Here is a 20181-nt window from a genome sequence, read left to right as displayed (position 1 = left end):
TTTAAGCGTCGAGGAGGGTAGTGAATCCACCAAATATCATGCGTTTACCATCGAAAGGCATCGCTTTAGGATCCCAGTTTTGCATTCTGGGATCTTCCATGGCCGCTTTATTTCCGCTATCACGGGCCTCTCTGGATGGCCAGACAATCCAGGAAAACACCACCACCTCATCAGGTTCACACTTAACCGCCATAGGAAATGAGGTGAGTTTGCCCTCAGGCACATCATCGCCCCAGTTCTCGACCACAGATAAGGCGCCATGATCTTTAAAGATAACGGCTGCGATTTCAGCGAGTTCTCGATATTTGGCTTTATTTTCCTTTGGCACAGGGATTAGATACCCATCGACATAGGCCATTGTCTCGTTTCCTATTCAGCTTGATCTGAGGCAGAGGGCTCAATCCACTTGTTAAGACAGCTTAAACTTACAACTACGGATTCAGCTATCAACAAGCCAACTTGAGCCCAATCAGTGAGTTAACTATTTATAAGATTTATTTAAATACGCCACAGGCAAGGCGCGCACCGCCACCGCCCAATGGGGCTGGGTGATCAGAGTGGTTGTCACCACCTGCGTGGATCATGATGGCGTGTCCAGAGAGATCGGCCATTTTTAGCCTAGGCGCTAACACTGCTTGGGTAGCATTACCAGAATTGTCCACATAGAGAGGCGGCAGATCGCCTAGATGCCCCTCTCCCCATGGCTCACCATGTTTACCCGTGTTAGCGGGATCAAAATGGCCGCCGGCAGACAATGCCGCTACCATCTTGCCATCCTTTTCCTTGGGGTCACAGCTTGGGTTCTGATGTACATGAAAGCCATGTAATCCTGGTGGAAGCCCTTGGAGAGATGGAGTGAGGACCAGGCCGTATTGGGAGTCAGATACCATCAGGGTGCCAATCGATTGGCCTACGCCTTTTGCATCGACCATATTAATCTCGATTGAGTTGCCAGCTAAGGCTGACGCCGATGCAGAGGCCAGAATGGTAGCCATTAACATTGTTTTTTTCATTTGAACACTCCTTGGTATTGTACACCTGCTTTGGGTTATGCCGCCTCATCTTATGAAGAGTGCACCCCCTGTTTTAAACGGCGATATTGGGCTAAGGCTAGCGGCATCAGTAGTCGATGTTTTGCATATAAAGAATAGCTTAACTTATAAATTTTGAAGGAAATAATGGCTCTGTTGAAAATAAACAGTACCGGCTCAGCAGGTTTTTCATCCATAGTCAGCTTGTTTATTGATAATGACAAAGTGACATTCACTATATAGCGGGGTATTGTAACCAATAAGGAAATGATTAAGCGTGCAAATGACATGTCGAACTCAGAGAATAATTGCAAGTCACTGTTTTGTATTCTGCTTGTACCGAGTAAGATGTTAATTACAGGTTAAACAAGGAGTTTGGCTTCATTTGTAGGGGCGTGTGAGCAGTAAAGGATAAGAGATGAGAATTAACTGTGATATGGGTGAGAGTTTTGGTCCGTGGCAGATGGGCTGCGATGATCAGATAATGCCCTATCTCGATATGGCCAATATCGCCTGTGGTATGCACGCATCCGATCCTATGGTAATGCGCCATACTGTGAAACAAGCCAAATATCATAAGGTCAGCATAGGTGCCCATCCCGGTTATCCGGATCTTCAAGGTTTTGGGCGACGCCATTTGGCCATGAGTCCAGATGAGTTGATCGCTTTTTTCATCTATCAATTAGGTGCCCTGCAGGCAATCTGTCAGAGTGAGTCAACCCAGTTAAGCTATGTGAAACCCCATGGCGCACTCTATAACGAAATGATGAAAAACACACAAGTGTTTCATTCGATTCTCTTGGCAATGCAACAATATGATGCCAGCCTGCCTCTAGTGGTGATGGCAGTTCCCGATCATCAGCATTATCAGCGACTGGCGGCAGAACAGGGCATTTCACTTTGGTTCGAAGCCTTTGTCGATAGGGCTTATGATGATGACGGCCGCTTGACCCCACGAAGTATTTCTGGCTCATGCCACAATACATTAGAGAAGATAGAGGCGCAGGCGCTGCAGCTAATTACTGATCAATCTGTTACGACCTTATCGGGTAAAAAAATGGCCATTAAGGCCGATACCTTGTGTATCCATGGTGATGGGCCATTATCCCTGCCAACGGCACAGTTGTTACGGTCAAAACTGGATAAGCGATCAAGTCAGTGATGAAAGTAGCGCAGGTCAATGAAAACAGTGTCATAGTCTATTTTTCAGATACTGTGAGTGAACAGACGGCCGATAGCATTGCATCTGCGCTGCCAGCCATCCGCGCACAACTGGAACAATATGTGGTAGATATTGTTCCTTCCTACACCTCCATTTTAATCAGTGTGGATCTACTCACCATAGGCATGAGTGACTTTTGTCAGCAACTTGAACAGGTTTTGGCCGAGCGTTCCGGTAGCGCCGTCTTCAGCCAGATAAAAACCATCGAACTGCCGGTTTACTACGGGGCTGAGGTAGCATTAGATGCAGAAACGATTTGTGAGCATACAGGCCTGACATTTCAGCAAGTGGTCGATATTCACTCCTCAACCACATATCGGGTTTATGCCATAGGGTTTGCGCCAGGTTTTGCCTATTTAGGCAATACAGATGAGCGGATCGCTATCCCCCGAAAACAGACGCCCAGGCTTAACGTGCCAGCTGGTAGTCTGGCGCTAGCCGACCGTCAGACGGCAATTTACCCTAAAGCATCGCCCGGAGGCTGGCAGGTGATAGGTCGAACACCTCTCAATCTTATCGATTTTGAACGAGAAAACCTCAGTGTTTTTGAGATGGGTGCTCAGGTTCGCTTTAAGGCAATCGACAGAGCGACATTCCTTAAGATGGGCGGTGTGTTACCAATAGAATCAGTAAAAGACTCTGCACAAGAGCAAGAGGGCGAACATGGCGCTTAACATCATTACGCCAGGCCCCTTGAGCCTCATCCAGGATCTGGGGCGTTTCGGCTACCAGTCCATCGGGGTGAGCCCAGGTGGGCCCATGGATGAGCATGCCTTTCGCTGGGCCAACCGCTTACTGGATAACGATCCCAATGCAGCTCAAATTGAAGTGACCATGGGGCAGTTTAGTTGCGAGTTTACCGCCGAAACCTGTTTTAGCATTACGGGCGCGGATATGGGGGCTATGCTCAATGCCAAAGCGATTGCTCCCTGGCACACCTATGTTGCCAAAGCAGGAGACAAATTGAGTCTGAGGGGGGCGCGCAGTGGCATGCGCTCTTATCTTGCGCTCAAAGGGGGATTTAAGCTGCCAGCACCGCTTGGCAGCTGCGCCACTGTGATGCGCGATCAATTAGGCGGCGCTAGTGGGCTTGGGGAGAAACTCAAAGCTGGCGATCGACTCGACTATGGGGGGCATAGCAGAACTACCCACAGCCTAAGCAGAAGTGTGCCTTATTATTTTATTCCTCACTATAGCCAGAAGGTGACACTTGAGGTGATCCCTAGCTATCAGTACGATGAATTCACTCCAGAGCAGAGTGAGCGCTTTTTCGGTTCGACTTATACGCTGACGCCACAGATGGACAGAATGGGGGCTCGCCTTGCCGGTGAGGCGATTGAATGTAAACGCAATAACTTGATTTCTGAAGGGATAGCCCTGGGATCGATTCAGATCCCCCCTGATGGTCAGCCAATCATCTTACTCAGAGACAGACAAACCATAGGGGGATACCCCAAGATAGGCTGTGTCACCGTTAAGAGCCTTAATCGCCTGGCGCAGTGCTTACCCGGTGCTGAAATTCGCTTTGTCGAAAAAGATCCTTTACAGGCGCAGATAGAACGTCGAACCGAGCTTTTATTTTTTCACGCTTATGTGGGAAAAGGTTCGAAGAAGCAAGGGGTATCCAAGGTTCAGGATACTGATAAATAATAAAAGCAGTATTGTGTCAGTTACTGCGTAAAGTACCGTGTTGTACCGTGTTAGTTACTGCGTTAGGTAATTAATGAGGTACAGGGTGAGTTACTGCATGAAACAGCAAAGAGAAATCTATGAAAAATAACAACAATAGCGGCGCACAGCGTCCGCAAGCGTCGTCGATTTCGCCGCAAAACCAGCAGCGTTCCAGCTGGTCATTGATCCTAGGGGCGGCATTTTTAATGGCTACCTCGGCGGTAGGGCCGGGATTCTTAACCCAAACTACAGTGTTCACCCAAACCCTAGGAGCCAGTTTTGCCTTCGTGATCTTGGTTTCCATTATTCTCGACATAGGTGCCCAGCTCAATATTTGGCGGGTGATAGTGGTCTCAAAGAAACGAGCACAGGATATCGCGAATGAATTACTTCCAGGCTTAGGTGCGGCGATCGCAGGAGCGGTGGCCTTGGGGGGACTGGCGTTTAATATAGGCAATCTTGGTGGTGCTGGTTTAGGGGTAAATGTATTGTTTCCCGCTGTCACGCCAATTGCCGGCGCAGCAATGAGTGCTGTGATCGCAATTACCCTGTTTTTGCTCAAAGATGCGGGCAGAATGATGGACCGCTTTGCTATCTTTATGGGCGGTGCGTTGATCGCCATGACCCTGTACGTGATGTTCTCGACCGAGCCGCCACTGGGCGAGGCCTTGTATCGCGCAGTCTGGCCGGAAAAATTGAATATTCTGGCGATTGTGACTCTGGTTGGAGGCACTGTCGGCGGCTATATCACCTTTGCTGGGGCACACCGACTGATCGACGCCGGTGTGGTCGGACAAAAGGCGATACCAGAGGTGAACCGCGGCTCTATTTCCGCCATTAGCTTGGCATCCGTTGTGAGAGTCATACTGTTTCTTGCGGCGCTCGGGGTGTTGAGCAAAGGCGCCATTTTTGATTCAGCCAATCCCCCAGCTTCTATGTTTCAGCACGCGGCCGGAAATCTGGGCTATAAACTGTTTGGCTTAGTGCTCTGGGCTGCGGCCATTACCTCTGTCATTGGAGCCGCTTATACCTCAGTGTCGTTTTTAAAGACGCTGCATCCTTTTATTGAGCGCAATAGTCGTGGTTTTATTATCGGTTTTATTGTCACATCATGCCTTATCTTCTGCTTTATTGGTAAGCCTGTGTATCTGTTGATTATTGCCGGTGCCTTGAACGGTTTTATTTTACCAGTGACTCTTGGCATCATACTGCTTGCGGCCAGAAAGACGGCCATAGTGGGTGAGGCGTATCAGCATCCGCTCTGGTTATCTGCCTTCGGTTGGTTAATCACAGTGGTGATGGCAGGTATGAGTGTTTACACCATTTTTATTATGATTTTTGGCTGATATGTTTGATGGCTAGCAAAGCCAAGCAACCCACAGATGAATTATTAAGAGAATAAAATGGATATTCGTAAAATTAAAAAGCTAATCGAGCTAGTTGAAAGTTCCAGTATTACCGAGCTTGAGATTTCAGAGGGTGAAGAGTCGGTGCGTATTGTTCGTCATAGGGATCAGCACTTTCGCCACTCTGAAACTAAGACCGAGACTGAGAATGAAACTGGCGCCGTAGTTTCAGAGTCAAGCGCGGCCGTAAGCCCGGATTATACTGGGACGGTAAATGCGCCTTTAGTTAATGGCCACTGTGTACTGTCGCCCATGGTGGGCACTTTTTACCGTGCGGCGAGTCCGGATGCTAAACCTTTTATCGAAGTGGGGCAGACTGTGGCCGTTGGGGATACTCTCTGCATCGTTGAAGCGATGAAGATGATGAACCAGATCCAGGCAGATAAAGCTGGTATCGTGACCGAGATACTGGTTGATGCGGGGCAAACGGTCGAATTCGATCAGCCTCTAGTTATGATTAAGTGATAGCGCGGTGATTCGTTATTCACTCAAATATAGCTATCAGTCATATATAGTCCTCGACATCTGATTAGGTAGGGTAGCTCCTTTATGATAGACAAATTACTCATCGCCAATCGAGGTGAAATTGCGCTTCGTATTCTTAGGGCTTGTAAAGCCATGGGGATCAAAACTGTGGCGATTCACTCTACGGCCGACAGAAATCTGAAACATGTCCAGTTAGCGGATGAACGTCTCTGTATTGGGCCTGCTCGAAGCACTGATAGTTATCTTAATATGTCTCGGATCATCGCTGCGGCAGAGGTCTCTGGGGCCACAGCTATCCATCCAGGCTATGGATTTTTGTCTGAAAACGCCGACTTTGCCGAATTAGTAGAGCGCAGTGGCCTGATTTTTGTGGGTCCCAAGGCGCAGACCATACGATTAATGGGAGATAAAGTCTCCGCCATCAGCGCCATGAGAAAGGCGGGTGTTCCCTGCGTGCCTGGCTCCGATGGTCCTCTGGATGGTGATGAGGACAAAAACAAGGCTCACGCTAAGCGTATAGGCTATCCTGTGATCATCAAGTCCTCTGGAGGTGGCGGTGGCCGTGGAATGCGTGTGGTCCACAGCGAAGCGGCGCTTATCAATGCGATAAACTTGACCCGGGCAGAAGCCAAAGCTGCATTCGATAATGACACGGTTTACATGGAAAAATTTCTGGAAAACCCACGCCACATCGAAGTGCAAGTATTAGCAGACGGCCAGGGCAATGCGATACACCTGGGCGAGCGGGACTGCTCCATGCAGCGGCGTCATCAGAAGGTGGTAGAAGAGGCGCCTGCGCCGGGTATCGATGAAGCCACGCGTCAGTATATCGGCGAGCGCTGCTCACGTGCCTGTATCGAGATTGAGTATCGCGGTGCGGGCACCTTTGAGTTCCTCTATGAGAAAGGGGAGTTCTACTTTATCGAGATAAACACCCGCATTCAGGTGGAACATACAGTCACTGAAATGGTGACTGGGGTTGATTTGATTAAAGAGCAACTCAAGATCGCGGCCGGTTTGCCCTTATCTTTGCAGCAGGATGAGATTCAGCTCCGCGGTCATGCGCTAGAGTGCCGCATCAATGCCGAAGACCCCGAGCGTTTTTTGCCATCACCCGGACAGATCACCGATTTCTATTCCCCTGGCGGTATAGGTGTACGCTGGGACTCCCATATCTATAGCGGTTACACTGTGCCAGCCTATTATGACTCCATGATAGGAAAGCTGATCACCTTTGGCGAAAACCGTGAGATTGCCATCGCTCGCATGGACTGCGCCCTCAAAGAGATGAGCGTGGAGGGGATCAAGACCAATATTTCGCTGCAGCAATCCATTATGCAGGATGAGAATTTTAAGCGCGGAGGCAACAACATCCACTATTTGGAAGCAAAACTGGAAGGTTGATTAACCTTATCTGTTGTGCTGCACATGATTTTTAACAAAGAAACTAGATACATGCCGCAAAAATGCTAATTGTCCGTTTTTTAGCTGGGATAAAATGCTTGCAGAGGTAATTTACGTATTATACTTCTCCCTTGTGGTTAGAATAGCGCGTTATAAAAAGGGTTCTGACGGTTTATTTTATTGATTAAAGAGAGTTTGTGATGAGCGATACCATCCCACCATGTCCTAAATGTGACTCACCTTATGCTTATGAAGATGGCGCAATGTTGATCTGCCCTGAGTGCGCCCATGAGTGGAATCCCAATGAAGTGGTTGTCGATCCAGATGCCATTATCTTAAAAGATGCCGTAGGTAATCTGCTCGAAGAGGGTGACAAGGTCACCTTGATTAAAGATCTTAAGGTAAAAGGCACATCGCTTGTTTTAAAAGTGGGTACTAAGGCCGTGATCAACCGTTTCGTCGATGCCGATCATGATATCGACTGTAAAGTTGATGGCCAAGGTCAGATGATGCTGAAATCAAAATTTGTGAAAAAGCAGAGCTAAGTTTTCCTGTTTAGCGTCTTTAGAAATACCCGCCTAGTGCGGGTTTTTTTATTGCCTTTACCTGAAGCAAAGTAGGAATCACCCTCAGAGCAGGGGGCTGAAGAGGTAATAGATCTGCTCGATAAAGCGTTTATATAAGGGCCGCTTCTGCCAGCGCGCCAGTTCGAGCTGCTCAGATTGCGCCAAGTAGCTTTGCTGTAGTTTGGCCAGTTCCTTAGTAAAGAGACTATCATCTATCGCCAGTGTGAGCTCGAAATTGAGCCACAGGCTTCGCATATCCAGATTGACACTGCCGATCAGCGTATATTCATCATCTATGCTGACAGATTTGGTATGCAGTAATCCCCCGGTAAAGCGGTGAATTTTAACGCCCGAGCGTAATAACTCAGCAAAAAAAGAGCGGCTGGCCCATTTAACCATGGTAGAGTCATTTTTTCTCGGGATCACTAAATTGACGTCTATGCCTCGCTGCGCGGCTGTGGTCAGGGCATCAAGCAAGTTCTCGCTGGGGATAAAATAGGGGGTGGTGATCACTATCTTCTGCTTGGCACTGTATATGGCCTGCTGTAACACCTTGTGAATGATATCCGGTGGCATCCCAGGGCCTGAGGGGATCACCTGCACAGCTGAGCTGGTGTCTTGAGATAGCATATCCGGCATGGCCGGTAGCACTCTTTCATGGGTCTCAACCTCCCAATCCCAGGCATTTACCGTATTAAGCACGGGTGCCACAGGCCCTGTTATTCGCACCATGATATCGACCCACTGGCCAACCTGACTGTTCTGCTTAAAGTATTTAGGGTCAATTAGATTCATCGACCCTGTGTAGGCGATATCATTGTCTATGATGAGGAGTTTGCGGTGTAATCTTAGATCGAGTCGTCTGAAGAACATCCTTAGCGGGCTGACGATAAGGGCCGGAACAAGCTCGATGCCCTCATCTTTCATCTTCTCTGGCCAAGCTGATTTGAAGAATAATCGGCTGCCTGCCGCATCGAGCAGCAGTTTGATTGTTACACCGCGCTGAGCGGCTCGGATCAAGGCGTTAGCCACATCATCGGCCTGACCGCCGGGATGCCAGATATAAAATTCCAGATTGATCGCCTGGCGGGCATTGTCTATATCATGAATCATGGCGCTCAAGATCTGGCTTGGCTGCTGTAGTAGTTCCAGTTGATTCCCCAAGAGTGTCGGAATAGCCAACTGGTTATTGCATAATGTGCTTATCCCGCTGCCATACTGGCTCAGGTGGGCGGGATGAAATTGAGTATGTTGCTCCAGTGCGGCAAACCAATTGCCATAGGGGGTAAACATGGATTTAGAACGTGAAGCGCGGCTGCTGCCGACATGCAGCTCGCCCAGCAGAAAATAGATGATCACACCGATCACAGGCAGGAAATAGATCACCAGCAACCAGGAGAAAGAGGCACCTATGGTGCGGCGTTTAATGACAATGCGTACTGCCACGCCCGCCAGCAGCAACCAGTAGCTTACAACTCCAAGGAGTGTGAGCAGTTGAGACAGATTTTCCATATAATCGTATCAAGTTCCTTTGAATTGATTTTGGCGCAATACTTATAAAATTGTATCGTTAAATACTTAGATAGCGAATGCTTTTTATCATTATCCGTTTGTATTTTAAGGAAACCATTTGCCACAGCTCAGATTAAAATTCATTGTTCCCTGGTGTCTTTTGCTAATATGCATTCTCTATTTAGCATTAGTCAGGGGCTTTAATGGTCAACCAGAGGTGATGATGGGTGAGAGTAAAGCTATGTTTCTCGGTCAATGTCTCACAAGCAACAAGCCCGCTGCGCTTGACACAGATGGTGTGCTCAATGTTGCTGTCTGGAACATCTATAAACAGAAGCGTTCATCCTGGCAGCCTCAGCTAAAACAGATCTTGGATAAGAGTGAACTGGTATTACTGCAGGAGGCAAAGTTAGATCAGTCTTTGAGTGATTACCTCAAGCAAAGGCGTCGACATATGGTCATGGGCAAGGGATTTAAATTACTCAATACGCCCATGGGGGTGATGAATATCGCCAGCGCCAGCGTACTTGATGCCTGTGCTTATCAAACCGTCGAGCCCTGGATCCGCTTTGCCAAATCCACCTTGATCAGCAGTTATGCGCTATCCTCGGGGCAGACCCTGTTGGTGATCAATTTGCACGGGATCAATTTTGACTGGAAGCTGGATCGTTTCAATGCCCAGTGGCAACAGATAGTTCATAAAATTGCGCTGCATCATGGGCCAACCATAGTGGCCGGTGATTTTAATACCTGGCGACCGGCGCGTATTGAGTTAGTCAATGAACTGACCGCACGATTAAAATTAAAAGAGGTGAAGTATCACAGGGATCAGCGTCAGCGGGTTTTTGGTTATCCACTGGATCACCTCTATTACCGGGGTTTACATCTGGTCGAAGCCGAGGCTTTTGAGACTCGCGCCTCTGATCATAACCCTATAACCGCAAGATTTACCTTAATGCCTGTTAATTAGTGCCAGGCAACTATTTTCTGGCAAATAATATCAGGTATTTGCAGGTAACAGATTTAATAACAGCCGAAATCGAAAAGGGCGTTGCTGTGTATCAAGTATTACAAGAGTATTTTGGTTTTAGTGAATTCAGGCCGGGACAGCAGCAGGTGGTTTCAACACTGCTGGCTGGGCGCAGTGCGGCCGCGATTTTTCCTACAGGCTCAGGGAAATCTCTGTGTTATCAGCTACCCGCCATCGTTTTTCCCCATCTCACCTTAGTGGTCTCGCCCCTGCTGGCTTTGATCGACGATCAACTGAGTTTCTTAGCCAGTAAAGGGATCCCCGCCGCCAGTATCGACTCGTCTCAGTCGCGTCAGCAGACGCAGGTGATAATGCGCCAAATTAAGCAGGGCAAGATTAAGATTTTGATGATATCGGTCGAGCGTTTCAATAACGAGCGCTTTCGTGAATTTATTGGGCAGATCCCCATCTCACTGCTGGTGGTCGATGAGGCGCACTGTATCTCTGAGTGGGGCCATAACTTTCGCCCAGATTATTTGAAACTGCCCCAATATCAGCAGGCGTTGGCTATCCCACAAGTGTTATTGCTAACGGCAACGGCGACGCCCAAGGTAATAGAGGATATGGGGCGGCGTTTTCAGATCCCTAAGGCCGATATAGTGACCACAGGTTTTTATCGCGCCAACCTTAATCTGCATGTACAAGGCGTTAATTCTCAGGATAAAGATGCTCGGCTAATCGATTGGCTAAACGCGCAGCGCCGAGGCGACGGCATCATTTATGTTACTCTGCAGCAGAGCGCCGAACGTCTGGCCGATAGGCTTAATAGGACTAATATCCGGGCCCAGGCTTACCATGCCGGTATGCCAAGCGAGCAGCGTCAACAGATCCAGCAGGATTTTATGACAGGAAAGTGTCCCATCATTGTGGCCACCATAGCGTTTGGGATGGGGGTGGATAAATCGAATATCAATTTTGTCGTGCATTATGATCTGCCCAAATCCATCGAAAATTATGCCCAGGAGATAGGCCGAGCAGGGCGAAACGGTCAAAGAGCCGAGTGTTTAGTGCTGGCCAACAGGGATAACCTGACTGTGCTGCAGAACTTTGTTTATGGTGATACGCCCGATAGTCAAGGGCTGCATAAGCTGGTAACGACTCTGGCCCAAGCGGGCGAGCAAGGAAGGCAGTGGGAGCTAACATTACACAGTCTATCCATGGCGACCAATATTCGCCTGTTAAGCTTGAAAACTGCCTTGGTGTATCTGGAGATGTTAGGGCTTATCAAACCCGCCTACAGTTATTTTGCCGAGTACCGCTTTAAGCTCTTGTGTACAGAAGAGGAGCTAGTTGACCGTTTCAATGGCGAGCGACGCTCATTTGTTGCGGCCTTACTTGCCAGTGCCACTAAAGCCAAAATATGGTACAGCCTGGATTTTGAGCGTTTAAATCAGGCATATCCCTCAGAGCGAAGCCGGGTTATTTCTGCTATTGAATATTTTGAAGAGAAAGGTCTTATCGAGCTGCAAACTAAGCAGATAACTGAGGTGTATTCAGTATTGTCACCAATCGAAAATATTGACTCCTTAACAGAGCGTTTGCATAAACAGTTTCAGCAAAAAGAGGCCAGCGAGATAGCCAGAATACAGGCCATGCTAAGCCTGCTGTCGAGCGACACTTGTCTGAGTCGACGCTTATCAAGCTATTTCGGCGACAATAGCCTGACACAAAATTGTGGTCACTGCTCTGTGTGCGTATCGGGAAAGGTAAGTTTACCCGAAAGCCATTATCTACCGCCGCTATCTGGGCTTGATTTTTCTGAGCTGAGCCGCGAGATATGGTGGCATCTGGCCAGTCACTTGGATGCGACTCATAGCTATGCGAATCAAACCAATGCTCATCAAAATAATACTAATCAAAGCGACGACATTGACAGTGATGTCTTGTACTACAGGGCAAACATGCTAGCCCGCGCCTTGTGCGGATTGACCACCCCCATATTTACCCGGCTTAAATTGCGTCAGAAAAAAGGATTTGCCAGTCTGGAGGCCTATCCCTTTGCAGAGGTCAGGCAGTGGTGTTGGCAGCAACTGTCAATTTCAGGAACAAGTTTGTAACAATCTTTGTTTAATTAGGGACTTTAGCTGCTTTTTGCGCTGTGACATGGTTAACTAACCCAGTTTATAACTCGAGATAATAAAAACAGATACAAGGACTTTTAGATGAAAAAATCGCTTATTGCGGCCACAGTCGTACTGGCGTTGTCGGGGCTAACAGCATGTCAACCCAAGCAGGTACCGGCAGAAGCACCCGCCGCGCCATCGGCTTCTCAAGATCAAGTTAAGGCTCAGGATTTTGCCGCATTCTCACAGCAGTTTATCGATGCCCTATGGCAGAATGCACCGACCTGGGCCCTCTACAGTGGTTATCATAAGTATGATGGGATCCTGCAAATACCCGATGCGGCCAATCGTGCTCAGTCACTGGCATTTATCGACAAGCAGTTGCAATTGCTTAGGCAGTTTGATCTTGCATCATTATCGGCTAACGAGTCGATCGATTATCACCTGATTGAAAATCTACTCCTGCAGGATAAGTGGGAAACGCAGACCTTTAAAGTCTGGCAGTGGAATCCTGCAAACTACAATGTTGCCGGCGGTTTTGCACAGATCATTAATGAAGACTTTGCGCCGCTCGATGAAAGATTGCGCTCATTTTTAAGTCGTATGGAAAATGTACCGGCTTACTATGCGGCGGCCAGAGAGAATATTAGCGATCCTACCTTGGAACACACACAGCTGGCGATTTTACAAAATCGCGGTGCCTTCTCTATCTTTTCTGATCAATTGCTGACGCAAGTAAACGAGTCGGATTTGACCGAGGATGAAAAATCTCTGTTTAAGACGCGTTTCGATGAAGTAACCACAGCCATTAACCAGCATATCGATTGGCTGCAGACGCTGGAACAGAAGCTACAAAAAGAGGGCGCACGCAGTTTCAGAATTGGTGAGAAACTTTACGAAGAGAAGTTTGGTTTCGATATTCAGTCTGGCATGAGTGCAAAACAGATTTATGAAAAAGCCCTGGCCGATAAGACCAAAGTACAGGGTGAGATGGCCAAGATCACCGAAAAACTCTGGCCTAAATATTTTGATATGCCAATGCCAGGAGATAGCACAAAGGCGACCCGAGAGTTAATCGATAAGTTATCGGTAAAGCATGTTAAGCGTGAAGATTTTGTCGACGAGGTCAAGGCTCAGATCCCAGAGCTGGTGAAATTTGTCAACGAGAAACAGCTTATCAAGCTCGATCCTAATAAACCCTTAGTGGTGCGGGAAACCCCTGAGTATATGCGCGGATTCGCCGGCGCCTCAATTAGTGCTCCTGGCCCCTATGAAAAGACGGGTAACACCTATTACAACGTCACGCCGCTCGATGGCATGAGTGATGAGTCTGCAGAGAGTTATCTGCGCGAATATAATCACTGGGTGCTGCAAGTGCTTAATATCCATGAGGCAATCCCAGGCCACTACACTCAGCTGGTTTATTCAAACGAATCTCCAAGTCTGGTGAAGAGCCTGTTTGGCAATGGCGCCATGGTTGAAGGCTGGGCGGTTTATACCGAACGCATGATGCTCGAAGAGGGTTATGGTGACTTTGAACCTGAAATGTGGCTCATGTACTACAAGTGGAACCTGCGCGTTATCGTCAACACCATTTTGGATTACAGCATCCAGGTAAAGGGGATGACCCACGATGAGGCGATCGCGCTGATGACACAGGAAGCGTTCCAGCAGCAGGCCGAAGCCGAAGGCAAGTGGCGCAGGGCAACCCTGAGCCAAGTGCAATTGACCAGCTACTATTCAGGCTACCGTGAGATCTATGATTTCAGAGAGGAGCTGAAGGCCAAGCAGGGCGAGCAATTCGACTTAAGGGCATTTCATGAGAAATTCCTCAGTTACGGCAGTGCTCCGGTGAAATATATTCGCCAGCTGATGCTGCAGCAGAAGTAATTTCTCAACTAAATTTGATCCAAAGGCAGCATTTGCTGCCTTTTTTATGGCCAAGATCGCATTTTTTGCTGATTTAGAATGAAAACACTAGTCAGGCAGTAGTAAACACTTTAATCTTAATGGTAATGATTCGCGTTAAGATTAATTTAATTGTTGATGAGAAAGTTACTGTTAGTAAATGATGATCCCGCGATAAGAGAGCAACTATTACAAATGCTTGATTATAAAGGGGTCGATATTAGCTGGACGGCCAATGCCCAGGAAGCAGAGTCATTGCTCTTATCCTATTCTCCGGATCTAATCCTGCTGGATCTCGATATGCCACAACTCGATGGGTTTACCTTTCTGTCAGACAGACAGCATTCTTTGCCAGTCATTTTACTCTCGGCAATTGACAGTGAGGATAGGCGCATTCAGGGATTTGAGCAGGGCGCCGATGATTTTGTCGCTAAACCATTTAGTATTAGAGAGTTAGCCGTTCGTATCTTCGCGCTAAAACGCAGAATAGACAGGGTTAAGGCGGGTGATAATGGGGTACTTCCTCACTATCCTGTTGGCAAGATTGACTTTAACGATGAGAATCGCAGTGTTTACATTAACCAGAGCGAAGTGGTGTTGACCCGAACAGAGTTTAATATTTTCAAATACCTGTTCGATCGCCGTGGGCAAGTAGTCAGCAAAACTGAGTTGCAGCAGAATATCTTGAAAAAGGATTTTGGTCAGTTCGATCGTAATCTGGATATGCATGTGAGTAATACCCGCAAGAAGCTGGCACGTATGTCTATCTCTAAGTCATTGATCAACACCATTCGCGGTAAAGGTTACAGCTTTTCCCATTAAGGCACGCTGCAGTTTCTTGTCGGTTCTACTGCGAAAAATAGGCAAATTAGTTTATCCTATGGGGAGTGAGTGGAGCCCAGACTTCACATTTACCCCAACAAAGGAACGGATATGCTGATCAATGCTAATTTCGATGGCGGCAATATTGTTGTCATCAATCAAGACAGCCCTGAGAATGTACAACTGGAAATTCGTCCGGATGCGGGCGGGGAATTTTACCAATGGTTTAATTTCAAGTTGCAAGGCGCTGTGGGTCAGCGTTACACACTTAATATTACCAACGCAGGCACGGCATCCTATCCAAAGGGGTGGGAAGAGTATCAAGCCGTCGCCACCTACGACAGACAGCAGTGGTTCCGTTTGCCTACTCGCTACCAAGATGGTGTTTTAACCATTTCGTTAGAACTCGACTGCGATGCCATTCAGATTGCCTACTTTGCCCCATACAGCTACGAGCGCCACCAGGATCTCTTAAGCGCGGTGCAAGTACATCCGCTCGTTGCCCTAGAACACCTAGGTGCCACATTAGATGGCCGCGATATGACCTTAGTCAAAGTGGGGAATGGTGATGAAGATAAGGCCAATATCTGGATCACGGCGCGCCAGCATCCGGGTGAAACCATGGCGGAATGGTTGGTCGAAGGCCTGATCAACAGTTTGCTCGACAGCGATAACCCGACCGCTAAATCCCTGTTGGATAAGGCGAATTTTTATATCGTGCCTAACATGAATCCCGATGGCAGCGTGCGTGGTCATCTGCGAACCAATGCCATTGGTGTGAACCTGAATCGTGAATGGCAAAATCCTTCACTAGAGAAAAGTCCCGAAGTCTATTACGTGGTCGAGAAGATGAAGCAGACAGGCGTGGATCTCTATTATGACGTTCATGGCGATGAAGGCCTGCCATACGTGTTTTTAGCTGGCTGTGAAGGTGTGCCTAGTCATACTCCAAGATTGACACAGTTGCAGGATAAGTTTGTTAACGCCTTATTGATGGCCAGCGCCGATTTCCAAAATGAGTTTGGCTATGCTAAAGACGCGCCCGGTCAGGCCAATTTAACTGTGGCGTCTAACTGGGTGGCCGAGACTTTCTCTTGCCTGTCAAATACCTTGGAGATGCCCTTTAAGGATAATGCTAATATGCTTGATCCTATGTCGGGTTGGTCGCCAGAGCGCTCTATCTACCTGGGTGAGGCATCGCTTTTGGCCATGCTCGCCGTTGTCGAAGAGTTAAGATAGGAGGCGGATGTGGCGTTAGTCAATTGCCCAAATTGTAATAAACGTATGTCGAGTCTGGCGAAAAACTGTCCGCACTGTGCCACTAAAAATAGTGCAGATAATGAGTCGGCTAATCGTATCAGTCACATTAAACGAACCAATCAACTGATGACCCAAAGCTTCCTTGCGATGACACTCTTCATTGCCGGTGTGGTGATCTGGTTTTGGGGCGGCGAAGCTGCCAGTGGGCCCCGCGCCAATATTGCGGTGATCTGCAGTGTATTTGGTTTTGTCGGCTATTTGATCTGCCGCATTCGGTTAGTGTTACATAAACGGAAAAGTGTATGAGTGATATTAATAAAGTAATCGATGAGATGCCTGATGAGGTCTATCAGCGTCTTCGCAGTGCTGCCGAGCTTGGCAAGTGGGAAGATGGCACTGTGCTAACAGAGCAGCAGAAAGACTCGACCCTGCAATTGGTGATGATGTATCAAGCAAGACGCTTAAATCAGACAGACCATTTCACCATTAATAATCAGGGTGGACTCAATGAGCTGTCTAAGGCTGAGCTGAAAAGACAGTTTAAGGGTGAGAGTATCGCCGCCTTCAAAGAGGCCGAGCTGTAAATCTAGCTAAAGCGAGAATCAAAAAAAGCCCATGAAAGGGGCTTTTTTTGATTAATTCAGTCTGATGTTCTTCATCTTGCACTGATTAATTTAGCACGGATTAATCTTCGGTTAACTCGCCGAAGAGATCTTGCTGCATTAGTGTGCGGATCTGCTCTGGTGTATGAGAAGTCGATAATAAGTAATGCAGCTTGGTCAGCGCCGCCTCTGTGGTCATATCAAATCCGCTGATCACCCCAACCTTAGCCAGCGCATTGCCGGTGGCATAGCCTCCCATATTGACTTTGCCCTGCATACATTGTGTCAGGTTAACCAGGACGATGCCGCGTTCATTGGCACGGCGTAAACAGTCAAGCAACTCAGCGTTTTGCGGCGCATTGCCTACACCATAAGTCAGCAAGATCAGTGCCTTGACCGGTTGCTGCAATATGTTGTCTATGATCTGTGTGGTGATCCCTGGATAGAGGGTTACAACCCCAATGGGCTGAGGAGAGATGTCGATCACCTTGAGTCTTGTGTTTTCTTTAGGCGCTATCTGTCCCGCCCGCATGCGGATCTTGATCCCAGCCTCTAGCAGAAGCGGAAAGTTAGGGGATGCAAAGGCGTCAAACCCATCTGCATGCGCCTTAGTGGTGCGATTGCCTCTGAATAGCTTGTTGTTGAAAAACAGGCCCACTTCAGCCACCGGATAATTCGCGGCGATATAGAGGGCGTTAAGCAAATTTGTCTGTCCGTCTGAGCGTAGCTGAGCCAGTGGGATCTGTGAGCCTGTGACGATTACAGGCTTACTCAAGCCCTGTAGCATAAAGGAGAGCGCCGAGGCAGTGAAGGCCATGGTATCTGTGCCGTGAAGGATCACGAAGCCATCATATCTGTCGTAGTTAGCCTTAATGTCGTTAGCGATCAGCTGCCAGTCAGTCGGTGCCATATTGGAGGAGTCGATCAGCGGCTGATACTCATTGATCACAAAGTTTGGCATCTCATCATGGTAAAACTCTGGCATAGATTTAACGCAGTCGGTTAAGAAACCAGGGACGGGAACGAATCCATTATCTGTTTTCTGCATCCCTATGGTGCCGCCTGTATAGGCCACATAGATAGAACGTTTGTTCATAATAATTTTACTTATTTTAAGCTCAACTGGCGCGATTATACTGAGGATAAGAGCAATAAAAAAGCCCGTGTTCACGGGCTTAAGACTTTGAGGAATATTTATAAGTCACAGGTATCGCAATAGAGATAGATGCCATTCGGATCATCAAAGGTGCTGTACTCTTCAACCAGTTTTGTCCATTGACCCAGTAACGCATTGAGCAGGGCATTGGACTGTGAGGAATCGGGCAGATACACAGACGCCGAGGCAAAGAGCTCCTGGATAAATTTTTCCTGCGGGCTCAGCTCCTGCTCAAACACCTTAGTATCGAACTTATCTAATTTGGCAAATTCAGCGGCCTTAGATACAGCTTGCTCTAGATCCCCAAGCCCATCGACTAAGCCAAGCTCCAGTGCTTTCTTGCCTGACCAGACACGGCCCTGAGCAATTTTATCGACCTGTTCCAGGCTCATACCACGCTCAGTGGCAACCAGAGAGATGAAGTCGTGATAACCGCGCTCGATATGACGCTGTAACACCTGCTTAATTTCGGGGGTCAGGCCACGTGTCACAGACATTGCCGACCAGTCGGATGTGGCAACACCATCTGTATGCACACCAATTTCAGCTAAGGAGTCCTCGAAAGTGGGCACCATACCGAAGATCCCGATGGAGCCAGTTAAGGTCGTAGGATTGGCAAAAATATAATCAGAGCTGGCTGAGATCCAGTATCCGCCCGAGGCGGCATAACTGCTCATGCTGGTGACAACGGGTTTACCCGCGGCTTTGATTGCAAGGATCTCCTGACGGATCTGCTCAGAGGCAAAGGCGCTGCCGCCTGGGCTATCTACACGCAGCACAACCGCTTTAACATTTTTATCAAAACGCGCCTGGCGTAACAGTGCTGATGTACTCTCACCACCAATGTCACCTGGCGCCTGCTTACCATTGAGAATATTGCCTTTGGCGACGATAATCGCCACTGTATCCTTGGCTAATAGAGGCAAGTCATTATGGATCAGGTTCTGATAATCAAGATAATGGATCTGCTTAAATTGGTGTCCCTCTTTAGCCTTACCCACTTTATCCACCATATCCAAACGGAACGCTTCGGCAGAAGCCAGTTTGTCCACCAGTTTCATATTCAGTGCCAGCTGCGCCGAGTTACCATCGGCCTGTTCTAGCTGTGCCATATAGTCATCGGCAGAGAGCAGAATCGATTCAGGGGCTATATCACGATTGTGGGCGATTATCTGCTGATAGCTTTGCCAAAGATCGCTTAATAGTGCCTTATTCGCTTCTTTGGCGGCAGGGGACATATCATCACGAATATAGGGCTCAACCGCAGATTTAAAGGTGCCGACACGGAAAACATGGGTCTTAATCTTGAGTTTATCTAAAGCCGATTTGTAATACTGACGATAGCGGCTATACCCTTCGAGCTGAATGGCGCCTTGAGGATTGAGGTAGATGGTATCGGCAAAGCTGGCGAGCAGATATTGATTCTGACCATACCAGTTACCATTTGCAATGATGGGCTTACCCGATGCTTTAAAGCGATTTAAGGCTTCGCCAACACTCTGTAATTTAGTGATCCCTGTACGATGTAAACTGCCAATATCCAGCACTATCGCGCTGATACGATCGTCATGGGTGGCATTATCGATAGTGTGTAGCAGATCCGCTAATAGGATCTCGCTTTCTTCGCCATTACCCGGACCACCTTGCATCGCAGCTGCGATCGGATCGACCTGACGTTTCTGATCGACAATGGCACCAGAAAGGTCCAGAAGAAGTGCAGAACCGCTTTCAACAACAGGTTTATCATCCATGGTTAAAGCAAGGATGATGATGGCAAGGAAACCAAAGAAGACGAGGTTAAGAATGATCTTACGAGTACAGTTAATTCCCTTCCATACTAGCGAAAAGATCCTTTTAAAAATTGACACTTTAGCGGACATTATCCACTCCTTTATGACTAAATTACTTCTATGCTAACTGAAAAATGTCTAGGGTGTGAAATACAATTGTAAATGAATCTTTTAGAACTGCAGAAATCAGTATTGAGCTTAAATTGAGTAAAAGGTATGCTGATTTAAATCACTTGTTTAAAAAGGATGTTT

General features: G+C 47.8%; 19 protein-coding genes. 14 read left to right on the top strand and 5 right to left on the bottom strand.

Annotated elements, in window-relative coordinates; translation table 11 throughout:
• Window position 1: 1 nt before the first annotated feature.
• Window positions 2-358: a DUF1428 domain-containing protein gene (locus tag LZP69_RS04445; RefSeq protein ID WP_234198995.1), complete on the bottom strand. Its 357-nt coding sequence runs from the start codon at window positions 356-358 to the stop codon at window positions 2-4.
• A 136-nt stretch (window positions 359-494) separates the two neighbouring features.
• Entirely contained in the window at window positions 495-1013 is a 519-nt protein-coding gene (gene sodC / locus LZP69_RS04440) for a superoxide dismutase [Cu-Zn] SodC (RefSeq protein ID WP_234198994.1), read from the bottom strand.
• Between the two features lie 436 nt (window positions 1014-1449).
• Between sodC and LZP69_RS04435 the strand changes: the two genes are divergently transcribed.
• The 7 genes from LZP69_RS04435 (at window position 1450) to LZP69_RS04405 (ending at window position 7765) form a co-directional block, all read left to right on the top strand.
• Complete coding sequence (locus LZP69_RS04435; protein WP_234198993.1) at window positions 1450-2193, top strand: 5-oxoprolinase subunit PxpA; 744 nt, start codon at window positions 1450-1452, stop codon at window positions 2191-2193.
• A complete protein-coding gene (gene pxpB, locus LZP69_RS04430; RefSeq protein ID WP_234198992.1) occupies window positions 2193-2927 on the top strand; it encodes a 5-oxoprolinase subunit PxpB in 735 nt (244 codons plus the stop codon). Before LZP69_RS04435 ends, pxpB begins: the two co-directional genes overlap by 1 nt.
• On the top strand, window positions 2917-3903 hold the full coding sequence (locus LZP69_RS04425) for a biotin-dependent carboxyltransferase family protein (RefSeq protein WP_234198991.1): 987 nt from the start codon (window positions 2917-2919) through the stop codon (window positions 3901-3903). The genes pxpB and LZP69_RS04425 overlap by 11 nt, the downstream gene beginning before the upstream one ends.
• 119 nt (window positions 3904-4022) lie before the next feature.
• Window positions 4023-5270: an NRAMP family divalent metal transporter gene (locus LZP69_RS04420; protein ID WP_234198990.1), complete on the top strand. Its 1248-nt coding sequence runs from the start codon at window positions 4023-4025 to the stop codon at window positions 5268-5270.
• Between the two features lie 57 nt (window positions 5271-5327).
• Complete coding sequence (gene accB, locus LZP69_RS04415; protein ID WP_234198989.1) at window positions 5328-5795, top strand: acetyl-CoA carboxylase biotin carboxyl carrier protein; 468 nt, start codon at window positions 5328-5330, stop codon at window positions 5793-5795.
• Between the two features lie 84 nt (window positions 5796-5879).
• On the top strand, window positions 5880-7220 hold the full coding sequence (gene accC, locus LZP69_RS04410; protein WP_234198988.1) for an acetyl-CoA carboxylase biotin carboxylase subunit: 1341 nt from the start codon (window positions 5880-5882) through the stop codon (window positions 7218-7220).
• 200 nt (window positions 7221-7420) lie between these two features.
• On the top strand, window positions 7421-7765 hold the full coding sequence (locus tag LZP69_RS04405) for a zinc ribbon domain-containing protein YjdM (protein ID WP_234198987.1): 345 nt from the start codon (window positions 7421-7423) through the stop codon (window positions 7763-7765).
• 84 nt (window positions 7766-7849) lie between these two features.
• Here LZP69_RS04405 and cls read toward each other — a convergent pair whose 3' ends face one another.
• The gene (cls, locus tag LZP69_RS04400; RefSeq protein WP_234198986.1) at window positions 7850-9298 is read right to left on the bottom strand and encodes a cardiolipin synthase; all 1449 of its coding nucleotides are present in this window, start codon (window positions 9296-9298) and stop codon (window positions 7850-7852) included.
• A gap of 160 nt (window positions 9299-9458) precedes the next feature.
• On the opposite strand from cls, the gene LZP69_RS04395 reads away from it, so the two are divergent.
• From LZP69_RS04395 to LZP69_RS04365, 7 genes are all read left to right on the top strand, one after another.
• On the top strand, window positions 9459-10268 hold the full coding sequence (locus LZP69_RS04395) for an endonuclease/exonuclease/phosphatase family protein (protein WP_234198985.1): 810 nt from the start codon (window positions 9459-9461) through the stop codon (window positions 10266-10268).
• Between the two features lie 86 nt (window positions 10269-10354).
• Window positions 10355-12385: a RecQ family ATP-dependent DNA helicase gene (locus LZP69_RS04390; protein ID WP_234198984.1), complete on the top strand. Its 2031-nt coding sequence runs from the start codon at window positions 10355-10357 to the stop codon at window positions 12383-12385.
• Window positions 12386-12490: 105 nt separating this feature from the next.
• Window positions 12491-14281: a DUF885 domain-containing protein gene (locus LZP69_RS04385; protein ID WP_234198983.1), complete on the top strand. Its 1791-nt coding sequence runs from the start codon at window positions 12491-12493 to the stop codon at window positions 14279-14281.
• Window positions 14282-14494: 213 nt separating this feature from the next.
• Window positions 14495-15121, top strand: a complete 627-nt coding sequence (locus tag LZP69_RS04380; RefSeq protein WP_234198982.1) for a response regulator transcription factor — start codon at window positions 14495-14497, stop codon at window positions 15119-15121.
• 111 nt (window positions 15122-15232) lie between these two features.
• Window positions 15233-16360, top strand: a complete 1128-nt coding sequence (locus LZP69_RS04375) for a M14 family metallopeptidase (RefSeq protein WP_234198981.1) — start codon at window positions 15233-15235, stop codon at window positions 16358-16360.
• Window positions 16361-16369: 9 nt separating this feature from the next.
• A complete protein-coding gene (locus LZP69_RS04370; protein ID WP_234198980.1) occupies window positions 16370-16687 on the top strand; it encodes a zinc ribbon domain-containing protein in 318 nt (105 codons plus the stop codon).
• Window positions 16684-16965 (top strand): YeaC family protein, encoded by a 282-nt coding sequence (locus LZP69_RS04365; RefSeq protein WP_234198979.1) that lies wholly within the window; start codon window positions 16684-16686, stop codon window positions 16963-16965. Before LZP69_RS04370 ends, LZP69_RS04365 begins: the two co-directional genes overlap by 4 nt.
• 100 nt (window positions 16966-17065) lie before the next feature.
• Here LZP69_RS04365 and ansA read toward each other — a convergent pair whose 3' ends face one another.
• Entirely contained in the window at window positions 17066-18079 is a 1014-nt protein-coding gene (ansA, locus tag LZP69_RS04360; protein WP_234198978.1) for an asparaginase, read from the bottom strand.
• 98 nt (window positions 18080-18177) lie between these two features.
• A complete protein-coding gene (gene sppA / locus LZP69_RS04355; protein WP_234198977.1) occupies window positions 18178-20019 on the bottom strand; it encodes a signal peptide peptidase SppA in 1842 nt (613 codons plus the stop codon).
• Window positions 20020-20181 lie beyond the last annotated feature (162 nt).

The organism is Shewanella sp. AS1, from assembly GCF_021412565.1.
GTDB lineage: Bacteria > Pseudomonadota > Gammaproteobacteria > Enterobacterales > Shewanellaceae > Shewanella.
This window is presented reverse-complemented; position numbering and strand designations above follow the sequence as displayed.

Coding starts and splice junctions, on each gene's coding strand:
- sodC (WP_234198994.1), bottom strand. CDS start 1,013: ATGAAAAAAACAATGTTAATGGCTACCATTCTGGCCTCTGCATCGGCG.
- accC (WP_234198988.1), top strand. CDS start 5,880: ATGATAGACAAATTACTCATCGCCAATCGAGGTGAAATTGCGCTTCGT.
- sppA (WP_234198977.1), bottom strand. CDS start 20,019: ATGTCCGCTAAAGTGTCAATTTTTAAAAGGATCTTTTCGCTAGTATGG.
- LZP69_RS04420 (WP_234198990.1), top strand. CDS start 4,023: ATGAAAAATAACAACAATAGCGGCGCACAGCGTCCGCAAGCGTCGTCG.
- LZP69_RS04445 (WP_234198995.1), bottom strand. CDS start 358: ATGGCCTATGTCGATGGGTATCTAATCCCTGTGCCAAAGGAAAATAAA.
- accB (WP_234198989.1), top strand. CDS start 5,328: ATGGATATTCGTAAAATTAAAAAGCTAATCGAGCTAGTTGAAAGTTCC.
- LZP69_RS04425 (WP_234198991.1), top strand. CDS start 2,917: ATGGCGCTTAACATCATTACGCCAGGCCCCTTGAGCCTCATCCAGGAT.
- LZP69_RS04380 (WP_234198982.1), top strand. CDS start 14,495: ATGCTTGATTATAAAGGGGTCGATATTAGCTGGACGGCCAATGCCCAG.
- ansA (WP_234198978.1), bottom strand. CDS start 18,079: ATGAACAAACGTTCTATCTATGTGGCCTATACAGGCGGCACCATAGGG.
- LZP69_RS04435 (WP_234198993.1), top strand. CDS start 1,450: ATGAGAATTAACTGTGATATGGGTGAGAGTTTTGGTCCGTGGCAGATG.
- LZP69_RS04405 (WP_234198987.1), top strand. CDS start 7,421: ATGAGCGATACCATCCCACCATGTCCTAAATGTGACTCACCTTATGCT.
- pxpB (WP_234198992.1), top strand. CDS start 2,193: ATGAAAGTAGCGCAGGTCAATGAAAACAGTGTCATAGTCTATTTTTCA.
- cls (WP_234198986.1), bottom strand. CDS start 9,298: ATGGAAAATCTGTCTCAACTGCTCACACTCCTTGGAGTTGTAAGCTAC.
- LZP69_RS04385 (WP_234198983.1), top strand. CDS start 12,491: ATGAAAAAATCGCTTATTGCGGCCACAGTCGTACTGGCGTTGTCGGGG.
- LZP69_RS04375 (WP_234198981.1), top strand. CDS start 15,233: ATGCTGATCAATGCTAATTTCGATGGCGGCAATATTGTTGTCATCAAT.
- LZP69_RS04365 (WP_234198979.1), top strand. CDS start 16,684: ATGAGTGATATTAATAAAGTAATCGATGAGATGCCTGATGAGGTCTAT.